15 protein-coding genes are annotated in these 16856 nt (G+C 41.6%); 14 read left to right on the forward strand and 1 reads right to left on the reverse strand.

Going from position 1 to position 16856, the window contains the following annotated elements:
• Window positions 1–247: 247 nt before the first annotated feature.
• Window positions 248–1402 (reverse strand): peptidoglycan hydrolase ScrM, encoded by a 1155-nt coding sequence (gene scrM, locus I2432_RS00255; RefSeq protein WP_206158867.1) that lies wholly within the window; start codon window positions 1400–1402, stop codon window positions 248–250.
• 355 nt (window positions 1403–1757) lie between these two features.
• On the opposite strand from scrM, the gene purD reads away from it, so the two are divergent.
• The 14 genes from purD to I2432_RS00320 all read left to right on the forward strand — a co-directional run bounded on the left by purD (window position 1758) and on the right by I2432_RS00320 (window position 16767).
• Window positions 1758–3056 (forward strand): phosphoribosylamine--glycine ligase, encoded by a 1299-nt coding sequence (gene purD, locus I2432_RS00260; RefSeq protein WP_206158868.1) that lies wholly within the window; start codon window positions 1758–1760, stop codon window positions 3054–3056.
• 191 nt (window positions 3057–3247) lie between these two features.
• Window positions 3248–3736 (forward strand): 5-(carboxyamino)imidazole ribonucleotide mutase, encoded by a 489-nt coding sequence (gene purE, locus I2432_RS00265; protein WP_206158869.1) that lies wholly within the window; start codon window positions 3248–3250, stop codon window positions 3734–3736.
• Window positions 3723–4814: a 5-(carboxyamino)imidazole ribonucleotide synthase gene (purK, locus tag I2432_RS00270; protein WP_206158870.1), complete on the forward strand. Its 1092-nt coding sequence runs from the start codon at window positions 3723–3725 to the stop codon at window positions 4812–4814. The genes purE and purK overlap by 14 nt, the downstream gene beginning before the upstream one ends.
• 9 nt (window positions 4815–4823) lie before the next feature.
• Complete coding sequence (locus tag I2432_RS00275; protein WP_012514713.1) at window positions 4824–5048, forward strand: hypothetical protein; 225 nt, start codon at window positions 4824–4826, stop codon at window positions 5046–5048.
• Between the two features lie 42 nt (window positions 5049–5090).
• Window positions 5091–5363: a hypothetical protein gene (locus tag I2432_RS10485; RefSeq protein ID WP_372585987.1), complete on the forward strand. Its 273-nt coding sequence runs from the start codon at window positions 5091–5093 to the stop codon at window positions 5361–5363.
• A gap of 138 nt (window positions 5364–5501) precedes the next feature.
• Window positions 5502–6794 carry an adenylosuccinate lyase gene (purB, locus tag I2432_RS00280; protein WP_206158871.1) on the forward strand — a complete coding sequence of 431 codons (1293 nt, stop codon included), beginning with the start codon at window positions 5502–5504 and terminating at the stop codon, window positions 6792–6794.
• A 296-nt stretch (window positions 6795–7090) separates the two neighbouring features.
• Window positions 7091–8005 (forward strand): helix-turn-helix domain-containing protein, encoded by a 915-nt coding sequence (locus tag I2432_RS00285; RefSeq protein ID WP_115251528.1) that lies wholly within the window; start codon window positions 7091–7093, stop codon window positions 8003–8005.
• Between the two features lie 82 nt (window positions 8006–8087).
• A complete protein-coding gene (locus tag I2432_RS10490) occupies window positions 8088–8186 on the forward strand; it encodes a quorum-sensing system DWW-type pheromone (RefSeq protein WP_200831644.1) in 99 nt (32 codons plus the stop codon).
• Window positions 8187–8219: 33 nt separating this feature from the next.
• Window positions 8220–9221 carry a Holliday junction branch migration DNA helicase RuvB gene (gene ruvB, locus I2432_RS00295; protein ID WP_111677625.1) on the forward strand — a complete coding sequence of 334 codons (1002 nt, stop codon included), beginning with the start codon at window positions 8220–8222 and terminating at the stop codon, window positions 9219–9221.
• Window positions 9222–9513: 292 nt separating this feature from the next.
• Window positions 9514–9972 (forward strand): low molecular weight protein-tyrosine-phosphatase, encoded by a 459-nt coding sequence (locus I2432_RS00300; protein WP_164336754.1) that lies wholly within the window; start codon window positions 9514–9516, stop codon window positions 9970–9972.
• 5 nt (window positions 9973–9977) lie between these two features.
• Complete coding sequence (locus tag I2432_RS00305; protein WP_164336752.1) at window positions 9978–10379, forward strand: MORN repeat-containing protein; 402 nt, start codon at window positions 9978–9980, stop codon at window positions 10377–10379.
• Complete coding sequence (locus I2432_RS00310; protein ID WP_206158872.1) at window positions 10376–12157, forward strand: acyltransferase family protein; 1782 nt, start codon at window positions 10376–10378, stop codon at window positions 12155–12157. The genes I2432_RS00305 and I2432_RS00310 overlap by 4 nt, the downstream gene beginning before the upstream one ends.
• Before the next feature lie 420 nt (window positions 12158–12577).
• Window positions 12578–15220, forward strand: a complete 2643-nt coding sequence (adhE, locus tag I2432_RS00315) for a bifunctional acetaldehyde-CoA/alcohol dehydrogenase (protein ID WP_164336748.1) — start codon at window positions 12578–12580, stop codon at window positions 15218–15220.
• Window positions 15221–15714: 494 nt separating this feature from the next.
• Window positions 15715–16767 carry a zinc-dependent alcohol dehydrogenase family protein gene (locus I2432_RS00320; protein ID WP_012514721.1) on the forward strand — a complete coding sequence of 351 codons (1053 nt, stop codon included), beginning with the start codon at window positions 15715–15717 and terminating at the stop codon, window positions 16765–16767.
• The last annotated feature ends 89 nt before the right edge of the window (window positions 16768–16856 follow it).

The raw sequence follows: 16856 nt of genomic DNA on the forward strand, positions 1-16856 counted from the left end.
AGAGCCTGTTTTATTTGGTGGTCATACTATTGTTTCAGCCTCGTTTTACTGTGACTAATACAAGAATTTATGAAGGAACAAGGCTTTACTTTTTGTTGTGGTAACAGTGACCAGATCCGTTATCAATCAGTATTTGAGTGTTTTGAGCTCTAGACGCATCACCTAAAGAGGAGATTTCAAAGGAGACAGCTGCTGTATGTATTAGGAAAGCATTATCATAAAAGGCTTTTTCGTTAGCCTAAAGGTTTTAGACCTTCTTTGCCTTATCTATTGTTAACCATGTTCCACGTGAACCCATTTGCACGTAAATCCCCTTGCTAGGCTGATCAACCTTTAGAACCTTATAGGTTCCTGAAATGACAAAATAATCACCCACCTGCAAAATCTGATTTCCAGCAATACGTCCTTTATGGTCCGTTTCGTGGAGTGGAGCTGGGTCTATCCAGTTTAAGGAGGTTGGCTCTCCACCGGCTAATTCACTGCTTGCAATCATGTTCTGAGCGACCTGATCGACCCGAAAAACACCAGGAAAGGCTACAGTATCTCCAACCTTGATAGGAGTGGTCGCCACAGACTTTGGTTTATCTATAGAGGCTTGACTATGTTGCTGAGGCTGAACCGGCAATTTGTGAATTGGAATGTAGCGACGATTTCCTGAATGACCGATATAGCTGAGCCATTCATAGCCATCAGCGACAAGGGTTTGATCATAGTGCACTAACTGTCCAGTATGATAGTAAGCTAAATCAGGACTTGCTAATGTAGCTTCAGCCTTTATAGGACTTTGGCTTGAAAAATAATAGGTACCAGTTTTGGCTAAACTAGCTGGTCCTGCTTGAGAAGCATGCGACACCTGCGTGTGGCTGGTAGAGTTGTGATCCAGATCCTTGAAGTGAATGTAACCACTTACCTGATGCTTATGAATCTGTCGTTTATGGTATTTTTCAGGTCCTTGTCCGGCATTATAGTTGTATTCCTCAATAACAACAGTGTCACCATTGACCTCTGCTACCCAGGCGACGTGTCCATATAGAGCATGTGATTGGTTAAAGCCCTTATCCCACCAAGCAACAGCGCCAACTCTAGGTATATGATCAACATGATAGCCTTGGTGTTTAGCTATACGTCCCCAGCTTTCAGCATTACCATAGCCTCTAGGCAGGCTGAATCCATTTGAGGAATGCAGTCGGAATGCTACAAAAGAAGTGCACTGACGTAAGTACATGTTCCAAGGATCAGCTCCGAAGCCCTGTTTCCACTTACTTGGATAGTTATCCCCTAAAACAGCAGCGTGCACGATACCCGACTGGCCTTGTGAAATCGCTGTTGTGGTAGAGGATATTGCACCATTAACACCTAAAAGGATTGCTCCTGAAGTTAACAATTGATAGACTTTTTTCATTAATTACCTCCTGTAACTTACTATTCGCAAGAAAGAGGACAAAAATGTCCTTGATTTAAAAAATCGTAAGGAAAAATATTTCAGCCTCTAAATACTGCTAGTGCTCCCTAGCTTCCAAAGGCCAATAGGCAAGCCGCCTGATCCCTGTAGCAAAAGCAGTTTATAGTAGACACCAGCACCTCATCTGAAGGGGCAAGTTGTGGTTATATAAGATCTGGTGGTTTATTCTATAAACCTTATTTTTACAAAAGGTATCATTTTTTTATGTTTTGGGCTTTCTTTGGTGATTAGTTATTTATATAAACGAACAATTATGCTAAAATATGTTTATAAAATTCGTATTATGAGGTGTGTGATGAAGCTTTTAGTTATCGGTTCAGGTGGTCGTGAACATGCGATTGCTAAGAAATTGTTAGAGTCAAATGGCGTTGAACAGGTTTTTGTGGCACCTGGCAATGACGGCATGACCCTTGATGGCATAGAGCGGGTAAATATTGATATTTCCGAACATTATGCCTTGATTAACTTTGTTAAGGAAAATGACATTGCCTGGACCTTTGTGGGACCAGATGACGCATTAGCGGCTGGTATTGTTGATGAGTTTAACCAGGCTGGCTTGAAAGCCTTTGGGCCCTCTCGTTTAGCAGCGGAGCTGGAGTGGTCAAAGGACTTTGCTAAGCAAATCATGGTCAAATACGGTATTCCAACAGCAGCCTATGGCACATTTTCTGATTTTGCAAAAGCCAAGGCCTACATCGAAGAAAAGGGCGCGCCAATCGTAGTCAAGGCAGATGGTTTGGCGCTAGGAAAGGGTGTTGTCGTAGCAGAGACTGTAGAGCAGGCAGTTGAGGCGGCGCGTGACATGCTCTTGGATAATAAATTTGGTGATTCAGGTGCGCGCGTGGTGATTGAGGAATTTTTAGCTGGTGAAGAGTTCTCTCTCTTTGCCTTTGTGAATGGCGATCAGTTTTACCTCATGCCGACAGCGCAGGACCACAAGCGGGCTTTTGATGGTGACAAGGGGCCAAATACAGGTGGTATGGGGGCTTATGTACCAGTGCCTCATCTTTCTCAAAGTGTGGTGGATACAGCAGTTGAGACCATTGTCAAGCCTGTTCTAAAAGGGATGATGACAGAGGGGCGTCCCTATCTTGGAATCCTTTACTGTGGCTTGATTTTGACAGAAGATGGACCAAAAGTGATTGAGTTCAATGCTCGCTTTGGTGATCCTGAGACTCAGGTTATCCTTCCTCGCCTGACCTCTGATTTTGCACAGAACATTACTGATATATTAGAGGGCAACATAGCTAATATCACATGGTCAGACGAGGGAGTGACGCTCGGCGTTGTCCTTGCTTCAAACGGTTATCCGCTTGCTTACAAGAAAGGTGTGCTTCTGCCAGCAAAGACCACTGGTGACATCATTACCTACTACGCAGGGGCTAAGCTTGCGGAAAATAGCAAAGCACTGCTGTCAAACGGTGGCCGGGTCTACATGCTAGTCACCACAGCAGCTACCGTCCCAGCTGCGCAAGAAAAAATCTATACCGAACTTGCTCAGCAAAACACCGAAGGATTATTCTACCGAAACGATATTGGAAGAAAAGCAGTAAAATACATTAGCGCTAGCTCAAGCTACCGAAGGTCGCTATGATGACAATGACTTATTATCGGTGAGCAAAAGCGAGCCTAACACGATACTTTTCGCCGTAGCGCAAAGAGTGACAAGGTCACTCGGGGGAATTTGAAAGACCTTAGGCTTTCAAGTTAGTCATGAAACACCTATGGTGGCTACTGACGACCCCGCCACTTAAGAAAAGTATCAAAAATCTTTAAGGAGAAAATATGAAACCAATTATCTCTATCATCATGGGCTCAACATCTGACTGGGCTACCATGCAAAAAACCGCCGAAATCCTCGACCAGTTTGGTCTTGCCTACGAAAAAAAAGTGATCTCTGCCCACCGCACACCGGACCTCATGTTCACATACGCTGAGAAAGCACGCGAACGTGGTATTAAAATCATCATTGCTGGTGCTGGCGGAGCAGCTCATCTTCCTGGAATGATCGCTGCAAAGACGACACTTCCTGTCATTGGTGTGCCTGTCAAATCGCGTGCTCTTAGTGGTCTTGATTCGTTATACTCAATTGTGCAGATGCCAGGTGGTGTGCCTGTGGCAACCATGGCCATTGGAGAGGCAGGAGCAACCAATGCAGCACTGACTGCCCTTCGGATCCTTTCAATTGAGGACGAAACAATCGCAGAGCAGCTCAGACATTTCCACAAGGAACAAGGACGGATTGCAGAGGAGTCAACCAATGAGCTTAACTAAAACAATAGGTATTATCGGTGGTGGTCAGCTGGGGCAGATGATGGCGATTTCAGCCATTTACATGGGGCATAAGGTCATTACGCTGGATCCAACAGCGGATTGTCCAGCGTCGCGCGTGAGTGAGGTTATTGTGGCGCCTTACAGCGATGTGGAGGCGCTGCGTCAATTGGCTGAGCGCTGTGATATTTTGACCTATGAGTTTGAAAATGTAGACGCTGACGCTCTTGATACAGTGGTAAAAGAGGAGCAGCTCCCGCAAGGAACGGACCTGCTTCGCATGTCTCAAAACCGCATTTTTGAAAAGGATTTTTTAACTAATAAAGCTGGTGTGGCAGTAGCTCCTTATCGTGTGGTGTCCTCCAGCCTTGACTTGAAGCAGCTGGATTTCTCAAAAAACTATGTCTTAAAAACAGCAACGGGTGGTTACGATGGGCATGGTCAAGTCGTGATTCGCACAGAAGCAGACCTTGAAAAAGCTAATCAGCTAGCTCATTCAACCGAGTGTGTCTTGGAAGAATTTGTCAGCTTTGATCGAGAGATTTCCGTTATTATATCTGGCAATGGCAAGGAGGTGACAGTCTTTCCTGTTCAGGAAAATAGCCACCGCAACAATATCCTTTCAAAAACCATCGTCCCAGCCCGCATTTCAGAGGCCTTGAGCGCTAAAGCACAAGCTATGGCTGTCAAAATAGCAGAGCAGCTCAACCTTTTTGGAACTCTTTGTGTGGAAATGTTTGTGGCAGGCGACGAGATTTTGGTCAATGAAATTGCCCCACGCCCCCACAACTCTGGGCATTATTCTATCGAAGCCTGTGATTTTTCACAGTTTGACACCCATATTTTAGGCGTGCTAGGTCAACCCCTACCATCTATCCACCTGCATGCCCCAGCTGTCATGCTCAACGTCCTAGGCCAGCACATGGAACAAGCCCAAGCCTATATCACAGAAAACCCTAGCGCCCACCTCCACCTCTATGGTAAAATAGAAGCCAAGCACAACCGCAAAATGGGACACGTGACGGTGTTGGGGGGATCTCCTGATACTATTAATGAATTTGGATTAGGAGTTGATTTCTAGGAGGTTCATATGATACAAATCATTGTTCATGCCTTTATTGAAAATGGTGAAACAGGCGTTGTTGAAGTTGTCTTTGCTTCGGAAAATTCCCAAGCAATTTCTGGAAAAATGGCTGAGCTACAAAATCAATATCCAGCTGATTACCTTGCCATCTATGATTTGCCGTTGGATACAGATTTATCGCAATTGCCCCATTATCCGTCAATAGCGATAGGCAAAGAGGAGTTTGAGTAGCTAATGAAGAATTAGTATTTAGGACTGGGTGTTATTGGAACAATTTATGGCTATGCCCTTCAAAAGACTGGTCATGATGTTGAGCATGTTGTGAGAATTGAGAATTGTAATCAGAAAAGTATTTCGTCTAGCTTGACGACATATAGGTTTTCACATAATGAACTTACTAGAGGCATCATGACAAAGCAGATCTTTTATATACTTGCAAAGAGGTTTACAATACTGGTACAATCAGCTATTGATGCCCTAACTTTTAATCACAATATAGACATTATTGCGCATAAGACTTTAAAAGCATTACTATTAACTATGTAGAAAGGAAATGAGCGCTAGAATTTCCAAACTGAATTCGAGCAGAAAGCTCGGAATTTAGCTAAACTTCCTCAGGCGTAAATGACCGTCTTTAGTTTTCTAAAATTCAGTTGCTTTCTGGCCGCTCTTGGTATCTTAATTATGCTAAACCGTTATTCACGCCCTGAGATGGCGAAGATTTGGAGTGAAGAGAACAAGTATCGTGCTTGGTTGGAGGTGGAAATCCTGGCTGATGAGGCATGGGCTGAGTTGGGTGAGATTCCCAAGGAAGATGTGGCGAAGATTCGCACCAATGCGAGTTTTGACATCAATCGTATTTTGGAGATTGAAGAAGAGACCCGTCACGATGTGGTGGCCTTTACTCGTGCGGTGTCTGAAACGCTCGGTGAGGAGCGCAAGTGGGTCCACTATGGCTTGACATCAACCGACGTGGTGGATACGGCCTATGGCTATCTCTACAAGCAGGCTAATGACATTATCCGTCGTGACCTTGAAAACTTTACCAACATTGTGGCTGAGAAGGCTAAGGAGCACAAAATGACTATCATGATGGGGCGTACTCATGGTGTGCACGCGGAGCCAACGACCTTCGGTCTCAAATTGGCGACCTGGTACAGTGAAATGAAGCGCAATCAAGAGCGTTTTGAGCATGCGGCTGCTGGTGTTGAGGCCGGTAAAATCTCAGGTGCCGTTGGAAACTTTGCCAATATCCCGCCATTTGTTGAGGAGTATGTCTGTGGCAAGCTAGGCATTCGCCCGCAGGAAATCTCAACTCAGGTCTTGCCACGAGACCTTCATGCCGAGTACTTTGCAGTGCTTGCTAGTATCGCGACATCAATTGAACGCATGGCAACTGAAATTCGTGGTCTGCAAAAATCTGAGCAACGTGAGGTAGAAGAGTTCTTTGCCAAAGGACAAAAGGGAAGCTCTGCCATGCCTCATAAGCGTAATCCGATCGGCTCTGAAAACATGACGGGGCTTGCGCGTGTCATTCGCGGGCACATGGTGACAGCCTATGAGAACGTGGCGCTCTGGCATGAGCGTGATATTTCGCACTCGTCAGCAGAGCGGATCATCACACCAGATACGACTATCCTCATCAACTACATGCTCAACCGTTTTGGCAATATCGTCAAAAATTTGACAGTCTTTCCAGAAAACATGACTCGTAACATGAACTCTACCTTTGGCTTGATTTACAGCCAACGTGTGATGCTTAAGCTGATCGAAAAAGGCATGACGCGTGAGGAGGCGTATGACTTGGTACAGCCAAAGACAGCCTATTCATGGGACAACCAAGTGGACTTCAAGCCGCTCCTTGAAGCAGACGAAAATATCACTGCAAAATTAAGGCAAGATGAGCTTGATGAGCTCTTCAATCCAGCTTATTATACCAAGCGTGTCGATGCTATTTTCGACCGATTAGGATTATAGGAAGAAAACAGCGCGTCTTTTTAGACTGTAGCTAAGCCCAGATTTGTTTAAAAAGTCTTGAAAATGAATTCCTCGGAGCTAATTCTCAAAATGAAGAATAGTATTTCAAGAGAGGCTGTCACTAGCTATATCGCTTAAGAAAATGCTCTAAAATAGACATTTTTCAATCTGAGAAGGCAATAGGCCTTCTTTTTTTCTAAAAATACAGAAATGTTATTATAGAATGGAGTCAAAAAATTAATAATTAATTAATTTATGTGATATAATGAAAGAAATAGTGTCTTGAAGAGGGAAACATGTTAGACAATTTTGGTGAAAAGGTGAGAGACCTTCGGTATCAGAAAAAAATTACCAGAGAGGATTTATGTGGAGATGAGTCAGAATTATCCATTCGTCAATTGGCACGAATAGAACTGGGCCAATCGATTCCCAGCCTATCAAAGGTGATTTTTATTGCTAAGGCTTTGGACGTTAGTGTCGGCTTTTTGACAGACGGAGAGGATTTGGAGCTACCGAAGCGCTATAAGGAGCTTAAATATTTGATTTTAAGAACACCGACCTATATGGACGATGACAAATTAAAGCTACGTGAAGAGCAATTTGACGAAATTTTTGAAGATTATTATGATCAGCTGCCAGAGGAAGAAAAGCTTGTGGTGGACTGCTTGCAGTCCATAATGGATACGTTATTAACTGAGAATATCAATTTTGGAGTTGGGTTATTACAGGAATACTTTGAACAGACAAAAAGCAAGACTCAATTTAGAGAGAATGACCTTATTCTTATTGAGCTGTATTTAGCGTATCTGGATATTGTGGGAATGAATGGAGAGTATTCAGATAAAGGATTCTATGATTCTTTATTAGACATTTTGTTAAATCAGTTTGAACATTTTGAATTAGAGGAATTATTTATCGTCAATAAAATAGCTATAGGGATTTCCTCGTTGAGCATCAAAAACAATAAGCTGGAGATTCTTGAGAAGGTTATTGTGCTTAGTCAAAAAATTATTCTCAAGACTCAGGATTTTAATAGAATGCCTATCTTAAATTTGATAGAGTGGAAATACGCTTTAATGAAGAAAAAAGACGTAGAAATGGCAGAAAAATGTTATGATAAGGCATGCCTGTTTGCTCAATTAACAGGAGATCAGTATTTAGAAAAGAAATTAAGAGAAGAATGGGATAAAGATATAAAACAATATCAATAGGACAAAAATGTCATTTTTATTGAAAATGGAATAATATATAATCCTTATATAACAAATAATTGATTAAAGGAGTTCCATTTATATGTTTAAAAAATATCAATACTATCTGCTTTTAGCTGCTTTACTTCTACTTCATTCTGCCCAATTACTTAGTGATATTGACTGGTGGCGTGTTGGTTAAAGCTAAATCATCTATTTATGCTATAATAGCTCTATGACAAGAATTTTAGATAATGATCTGATAGGCGATGAAGGGTCTGTTGAGAGGACATTACGTCCACAGTATTTACGTGAGTATATCGGTCAGGATAGGGTTAAAGACCAGCTGATGATTTTTATTGAGGCAGCCAAGAGGCGTGAGGAGTCCTTGGACCATGTCTTGTTATTTGGTCCCCCAGGCTTGGGTAAGACAACGATGGCCTTTGTCATTGCCAATGAATTGGGAGTTCATCTCAAGCAGACCTCTGGACCAGCCATTGAAAAGGCTGGTGATTTGGTGGCGATTTTGAATGATTTAGAGCCAGGAGATGTCCTCTTTATTGATGAAATTCATCGTATGCCGATGGCTGTTGAGGAAATCTTGTACAGTGCCATGGAGGATTTTTACATTGACATCATGATTGGCGCTGGAGACACTAGCCGGAGTGTGCATTTGGAGTTGCCTCCCTTTACATTAATTGGAGCAACGACTCGTGCAGGCATGCTGTCAAATCCTTTGAGGGCTCGTTTTGGGATTACAGGACATATGGAATATTATCAGACAGCTGATTTAACAGAGATTGTGGAGCGTACAGCTGATATTTTTGACATGGAAATTAAGCATGAGGCTGCTTATGAGCTGGCACGTAGAAGTCGTGGAACCCCTCGTATTGCTAATCGTTTGTTAAAAAGGGTGCGTGATTATGCTCAAATTATGGGTGATGGGATGATTACGACTCAAATTACAGATAAGGCCCTAACGATGTTAGATGTGGATCAGGAAGGCTTAGATTATGTGGACCAAAAAATCCTTCGTACCATGATTGAGGTGTACCAAGGAGGGCCGGTTGGTCTTGGGACCTTATCTGTCAATATAGCAGAGGAGCGAGATACAGTAGAAGACATGTACGAGCCTTATTTAATTCAAAAGGGCTTTATCATGCGTACCAGAACAGGTCGGGTTGTAACCGAAAAGGCCTATCAGCACTTAGGCTATCCCTATGAGAAAAATCATTAAGACATAAATAGCTATGTAAGACTTGATTCCTTTGTTTTTACCGGTGTCAAGTCTTTTATATTTTCAATAGCTAGCTTAATAAGCCTAACGGCTACTGAGACTAGAACGATTAATGCGTTAGGGAAAAAAGTAAAACGATGTGAGGTTGGGGTTGATTGGTCAGGGAAGTAGAGGTGCTTTCACTAGACGAAGCGTTAAAAAAACATTTTTTAGATCAATTGAACGAAAATTATAAGAGTGATTTCTCCTTTTGGACCTATAATTTTGCTATAATAGGTAAAAGGAGTTTTTCATGAAAAAAGTATGCTTTGTTTGTCTTGGAAATATTTGTCGTAGTCCTATGGCCGAATTTGTCATGAAAAGCATGGCCAGTCCTGATGAGCTACAGGTGGAGAGTCGTGCAACCTCTGGCTGGGAGCATGGTAATCCGATTCATCATGGGACACAATCGCTACTGCAGCAGTATCAGATTAGCTATGATAGCAAGAAAACCTCTCAGCAAATCACCAGCCTTGACTTTGAAGCGTTTGACTATATTATCGGAATGGATAGCCATAATATCAGGGATTTGAAGCAAATGTCCAAGCATCAGTGGGATTCCAAGATCCATCTTTTTATTGAGGGAGGCGTTCCGGATCCTTGGTATACAGGAGATTTTGAAGAAACCTATCGCTTGGTTAAAGCGGGCTGTCAGCATTGGTTGAGTCAAATCAGCGCTGAACATGAATCACATGTAGAAATAGATGAGTAATAGTAATGAAAGCAATAATAGATAAGATTCAAAAATGGCAGATCACTCGGGCAAAGCTAGAGATTATCTCAGTTCTTGTGATTATTGTCTGTGGATTGTCGGTTTTAACCTTGACTGTATCCTCAAAAGCAAGCTTAACCTATGACAATGGGCAAATCAAGTACACCGGCTATGTCCTTAATCACAGAATGAATGGCAAGGGGAAACTGGTTTATCCAAATGGGGATACTTATGTTGGAGATTTTCATAAGGGAGTCTTTGACGGAGAAGGAACATTTACGGCTAGTACAGGGTGGTCTTACAGCGGACAATTTAAAAAAGGTCAGGCTGATGGCAAGGGCACTTTGAAGGCGAAGGATTCAAAGGTTTACAAAGGAACCTTTAAGCAGGGGATATTTCAAAAATGAGGATAAAATGGTTTTCGTTTATTAGGGTAACAGGTCTTTTGCTGGTGTTGCTCTATCACTTTTTTAAGCATACTTTTTCAGGAGGCTTTGTTGGCGTTGACATCTTCTTTACTTTTTCGGGCTATCTGATTACAGCCTTGTTGATTGATGAATATGTCTCAAAACAGGCCATTGATGTGGTTGCTTTTTTTAGAAGGCGTTTTTATCGTATTGTACCGCCGCTTGTCTTGTTAATTCTCTTAACAATTCCCTTCACTTTTTTAGTCAAAAGTGACTTCATTGCTGGTATTGGTCAGCAAATAGCAGCTGCCCTAGGGTTTACAACAAATAGTTATGAGCTGCTGACAGGCAGTAGCTATGAAAGTCAATTCATTCCGCATTTGTTTGTGCATACCTGGAGCTTGGCTATTGAAGTGCATTTTTATTTGCTTTGGGGGCTGTTGGTTTGGTTATTAGCTAAAAAAGGCTACAGTCAGAAGAAATTTAGAGGCATTCTGTTTTTAATTTCCTCAGCAGTATTTACACTTAGCTACTTCAGCATGTTTATCAGAGCCTTCTTTGTGTCAGATTTTTCTTCCATTTACTTTTCAACGCTTTCACACAGCTTTCCTTTCTTTTTAGGGGCCATGTTTGCAGCCATGACGGGAATTAAGGACACGACTGTTCGCTTTCAAAAGAATGTTAAACTGTGGCCAAGGCTACATGTTATTGGAGTGATGGCTGGTGCTTTTGCTTTGTTGTTGTTTCTAACGCTTGTGTTAGATTTTAACCATATCTTTACCTATCTTTTTGGCTTTGTCTTAGCCAGTCTTTTTGCTTCGGTGATGATTTATGCTGCGCGTGTTTTGAATGATCAGACACCAACCTGGCAGGAGCCACTGCTTGTGACTTATCTTGCGGATATTAGCTATGGGATTTATTTATTCCATTGGCCACTTTACATTATCTTTACACAGCTGATGTCTAACTGGCTGGCAGTGATCTTAACGGTTTTCTTTTCAGTAGTGTTTTCAACGCTTTCTTACTACATTATTGAGCCTTTGGTTCAAGGTAAGACGCCACAGCTTTTTGGTTTAGCAATTGATTGTAATCCCTATAAGAAATGGTTATCAGGGCTTGCTTTAGGACTCTTTTTGTTGATGATTGGTACCTGTTTGACAGCACCAAAGGTCGGTCATTTTGAGGCACAGCTTTTAGTAGATTCCTTGCAGCAATCTCAAAGTAACCTCAATAAGACACATACTTTGGCAGCAGGAGATGCGCATGCTCTTAGTGATGTTAGCATTATTGGTGACTCAGTTGCCTTGAGGTCTAGTGACGCTTTTTCAAAATTAATGCCGACTGCTCAGCTGGATGCTGCTGTCAGTCGAAATTTCAGTGAAGCCTTTGAGCTTTTTGAAAATCATATCCAATCCAAGAGCTTATCAAAAACAACGGTTTTAGCTGTTGGTGTTAATTCCCTTTATAATTATACTCAGGATATTCAAGGCTTTATCGATGCTCTGCCAAAGGGGTATCGCTTGGTGATTGTGTCGCCCTATGATGCTAAGAATGCAGCACAGGTAGCAGAGGCTAGAGAGCATTTGTTGCAGCTGGCTAAAAAATATAGCTATGTAACAGTTGCTGACTGGTACAAGGCGGCAGTCGAAAATCCAAATATCTGGTATGGTAGTGATGGGGTCCACTACAATAACGACGCCCAATTAAAGGGTGCTGACTTATATGTCTCAACGATCCAAGCGGCTGTTGAGCGAGCAGCAAAAAAAGATGCCAAATAGCGGCTGCTAATAACAAGTCGTTAAGGATTAATAACAAAGGCCTGGTCTTAGAAATAGATCAAGCCTTTTTATGATGTGAACCTTAGTTCGTCCTGCACTAAGGGCCGCAAGATAAATCTTCCAGCTATCTAACAGGTGTCATCACTAACTGTTGTTGCTGATGGTGAGGCAGCTCTAAAGAGTATCATTTGATCAATTAGCTTGCCCCTAAAAAGAAAGTGCTTTCTCAACAATATGAATGCATCTGCCATTATTTCAGAAAAAATCCACCAAGCTAAAACCCTTGTTACCAAAGGCTTTCAGAAATTAATTGAAAAAACTTCATTATTTTATTGTGAAATGATTTACAAAATGCCAAAAAATGATATAATATTTTTGTAAACAAATTGTGAAACTTTTAACAAGGTAAAGGAGTCTCAAATGACTGAAAAAAATAGTACTGTTGAAACAACAACTGTTGCCGCAACAATTGACGCTCTTGTTCAAAAAGGTTTAGTAGCGCTTGATAAAATGCGTCAATTAACCCAAGAACAGGTCGACTACATTGTAGCAAAGGCTTCTGTTGCTGCTTTAGATGCACATGGTGAATTAGCTAAACATGCCTATGAAGAAACAGGTCGTGGTGTTTTTGAAGATAAGGCTACTAAAAACCTTTTCGCATGTGAGCATGTTGTTAATAACATGCGTCACCAAAAAACAGTAGGTATCATTGAAGAAGACGATGTCACAGGTTTGACCTTAATTGCTGAGCCAGTAGGTGTTATTTGTGGGATTACCCCAACAACCAACCCAACGTCAACAGCTATTTTTAAATCTTTAATCTCCTTAAAAACACGTAATCCTATTATATTTGCCTTCCACCCATCAGCTCAAGAATCATCAGCTCATGCAGCACGCATTGTTCGTGATGCAGCCATTGCAGCAGGAGCTCCTGAGGACTGTGTTCAATGGATTGAAACCCCATCACTAGAAGCAACTAACGCTCTGATGAATCATGATGGCATTGCAACAATTCTTGCAACTGGTGGTAATGCAATGGTTAAGGCAGCCTACTCATGTGGTAAGCCAGCTCTTGGGGTTGGTGCTGGTAACGTTCCTGCCTATGTTGAAAAATCCGCTAACATTCGTCAGGCAGCTCACGACATTGTCATGTCTAAATCCTTTGACAACGGTATGGTCTGCGCCTCTGAGCAAGCAGTTATCATTGACAAGGAAATTTATGACGAATTCGTTAATGAATTTAAGTCTTATCATACTTACTTTGTCAATAAGAAAGAAAAGGCTCTTTTAGAAGAATTCTGTTTTGGTGCCAAGGCTAACAGCAAGAACTGTGCAGGTGCTAAATTAAATCCTAATATTGTTGGTAAGCCAGCAGCTTGGATTGCTGAGCAGGCAGGCTTTACAGTACCAGAGGGAACTAATATCCTTGCAGCAGAATGTAAGGAAGTCTCTGAAAATGAACCATTAACACGTGAAAAATTGTCACCAGTTATCGCTGTTTTGAAGGCTGAATCTCGCACAGATGGTGTTGAAAAGGCGCGTCAAATGGTTGAATTTAACGGACTTGGTCACTCAGCCGCTATCCATACTGCTGATGCAGACTTAGCTAAGGAATTTGGGACAAAAATTCGTGCTATTCGTGTGATTTGGAATTCACCTTCTACATTTGGTGGTATCGGTGATGTTTATAATGCCTTCCTACCGTCATTAACATTGGGCTGTGGTTCTTATGGACGTAACTCAGTTGGTGATAATGTTAGTGCTGTAAATCTCTTGAACATCAAAAAAGTAGGAAGACGTAGAAATAATATGCAATGGTTTAAAGTTCCTTCAAAAACATACTTCGAGCGTGATTCAATTCAATACCTTCAAAAATGTCGTGACGTTGAGCGTGTGATGATTGTTACCGACCACGCTATGGTTGAGCTTGGCTTCTTAGATCGTATCATCGAGCAGCTTGACCTTCGTCGTAATAAGGTTGTTTATCAAATTTTTGCAGATGTTGAGCCAGATCCTGATATCACAACGGTTATGAAAGGTACTGAGCTGATGCGTACCTTCAAGCCAGATACGATTATCGCTCTTGGCGGTGGTTCTCCAATGGACGCTGCAAAGGTAATGTGGTTATTCTATGAGCAACCAGAGGTTGACTTCCATGATCTTGTTCAAAAATTCATGGATATTCGTAAACGTGCCTTCAAGTTCCCTGAGCTTGGTAAGAAAACAAAATTTGTGGCTATTCCAACAACCTCAGGTACAGGATCAGAGGTTACACCGTTTGCTGTTATCTCAGATAAGGCCAACAACCGCAAGTACCCAATTGCTGACTATTCATTGACACCAACGGTAGCCATTGTTGACCCGGCGTTGGTGCTTACAGTACCAGGCTTCATTGCAGCTGATACAGGTATGGACGTGTTAACCCACGCAACCGAGGCTTACGTATCACAAATGGCTAATGACTTTACAGATGGTTTGGCCCTTCAAGCCATTAAGATTGTCTTTGAAAACCTTGAAAAATCTGTTAAGGAAGCTGACTTTGAGTCACGTGAAAAAATGCATAATGCCTCAACAATGGCAGGTATGGCCTTTGCTAATGCCTTCCTAGGTATTTCTCACTCAATGGCTCATAAGATTGGTGCACAATTCCATACTGTTCATGGACGTACCAATGCTATCTTGCTTCCATACGTTATTCGTTACAATGGTACCCGTCCTGCTAAAACAGCAACATGGCCTAAGTACAATTACTATCGCGCTGATGAAAAATATCAAGACATCGCTAAATTGCTAGGGCTTCCAGCATCTACTCCAGAAGAAGGTGTTGAATCCTATGCTAAGGCTGTTTATGATCTTGGCTGCCGCTTAGGCATTAAGATGAATTTCAGAGATCAAGGTATTGATGAGGAAGAATGGAAGGCACATACTCGTGAGCTTGCTTATCTTGCCTACGAGGATCAATGCTCACCTGCTAACCCGCGCTTACCAATGGTTGAGCACATGGAAGAAATCATGAATGATGCTTATTATGGTTACGCAGAGCGTCCAGGACGTCGGAAATAAAATCGATCATTAATAATAAAAATAGGAGCTGCTTGGCTTCTATTTTTTTATCTAGCTATGAAAAGGGCTGTGTTAGATGAAAAGGCCGGCAGTGCCTTGTGTTGAGATAGCTTAACTCAGGGGTAGTTTCTTAGATATCATATAAAGCTTTTAAGACAATGGTTTTACAGAGCATTCCATCAGAGGGGGAAGCTTCATTTGCCATATTCATAAAGTGGCTGATAGTTACGACTTAGCTGCACTTAGCAATTAGCTGAAGAAAATAACATGTTGCGTCTATCTGATGAGCTTTATTTTCTAATAAAACAAGGAGTGATTGCTTTTTTAATGATGGTAATGATGTTGAAAACCTTTATATATCAAACAAAAACCGAAATAATGATATTGTCAGACTTTTTCTAAAATTACCTTTTATTAATTGACAAAGAGGGTGTAAAAAATTATACTAAAAATGTAATCGATTACATTTTCTAGACTAAATTTGGAGACGTTTTATGAAAGCAGCTACATATGTTGCTCCAGGCCAGCTGGAGCTTATTGATCAACCAAAACCAGAGATTCTTGCTCCGACAGATGCTGTGGTTCGTTTATTGAAAACAACAATCTGTGGAACAGACTTACATATTTTAGGTGGAGATGTCCCAGAGACTACTCATGGTACCATTTTAGGTCATGAAGGTATTGGTATTGTCGAGTCAGTCGGCTCTGCGGTGAACAACTTTAAGGTAGGTGATAAGGTTATTATTTCCTGTATCACAGCCTGCAATACCTGCTATTATTGTAAAAAAGGAATTCCTGCTCATTGTGAAAGCGGTGGTTGGATTCTAGGGCATTTGATTAATGGGACACAAGCAGAGTATGTTCATATTCCTCAAGCAGATGGCAGTCTTTATCATGCTCCTAAAACCGTTGAGGATGATGCCTTGGTTATGCTGTCAGACATTTTCCCAACTTCCTATGAAATAGGCGTTCAGTCTGCAAAGGTAAAGCCGGGTGACACAGTGTGTATCGTTGGGGCAGGTCCTATCGGACTAGCAGCTCTTTTAACAGCACAATTTTATTCACCAGCTAAGCTGATCATGGTTGACTTATCAGAATCACGTTTAGAAGCGGCTAAGCGTTTTGGAGCGACAGATACGATTTGTTCTGGTGATCTTGATGATATTGTTAAAAAAGTCCATGAATTAACTGATGGTCGAGGCGTTGATGTTGCCATTGAGTGCGTGGGCTATCCTGCTACCTTTGATATCTGTCAAAAGATTGTTGCTATAGGCGGGCATGTTTCTAACGTTGGTGTTCATGGAAAACCAGTTAGCTTGGACCTACAGGACCTATGGATCAAAAATATTACGATGTCAACTGGCCTAGTAAATGCCAATACGACAGAAATGCTATTAAATGTTCTAAAATCAGGTAAGATTGATGCAACTAAGATGGTAACACATCACTTTAAGCTGTCAGAGGTTGAAAAAGCCTATGAGGTCTTTAAAAATGCCGGCAGCAATAACGCCCTTAAAGTGATTATTGAAAATGACATTACAGCCTAAAGGAATAAGGTATAAATAGATAAAAATGACAACAGCATTTGGAATGGTCCAGATGCTGTTTTTTAGCTAACTTAACTGGTTAAGTTTAT

Source organism: Streptococcus equi subsp. zooepidemicus (assembly GCF_015689395.1).
GTDB lineage: Bacteria > Bacillota > Bacilli > Lactobacillales > Streptococcaceae > Streptococcus > Streptococcus equi.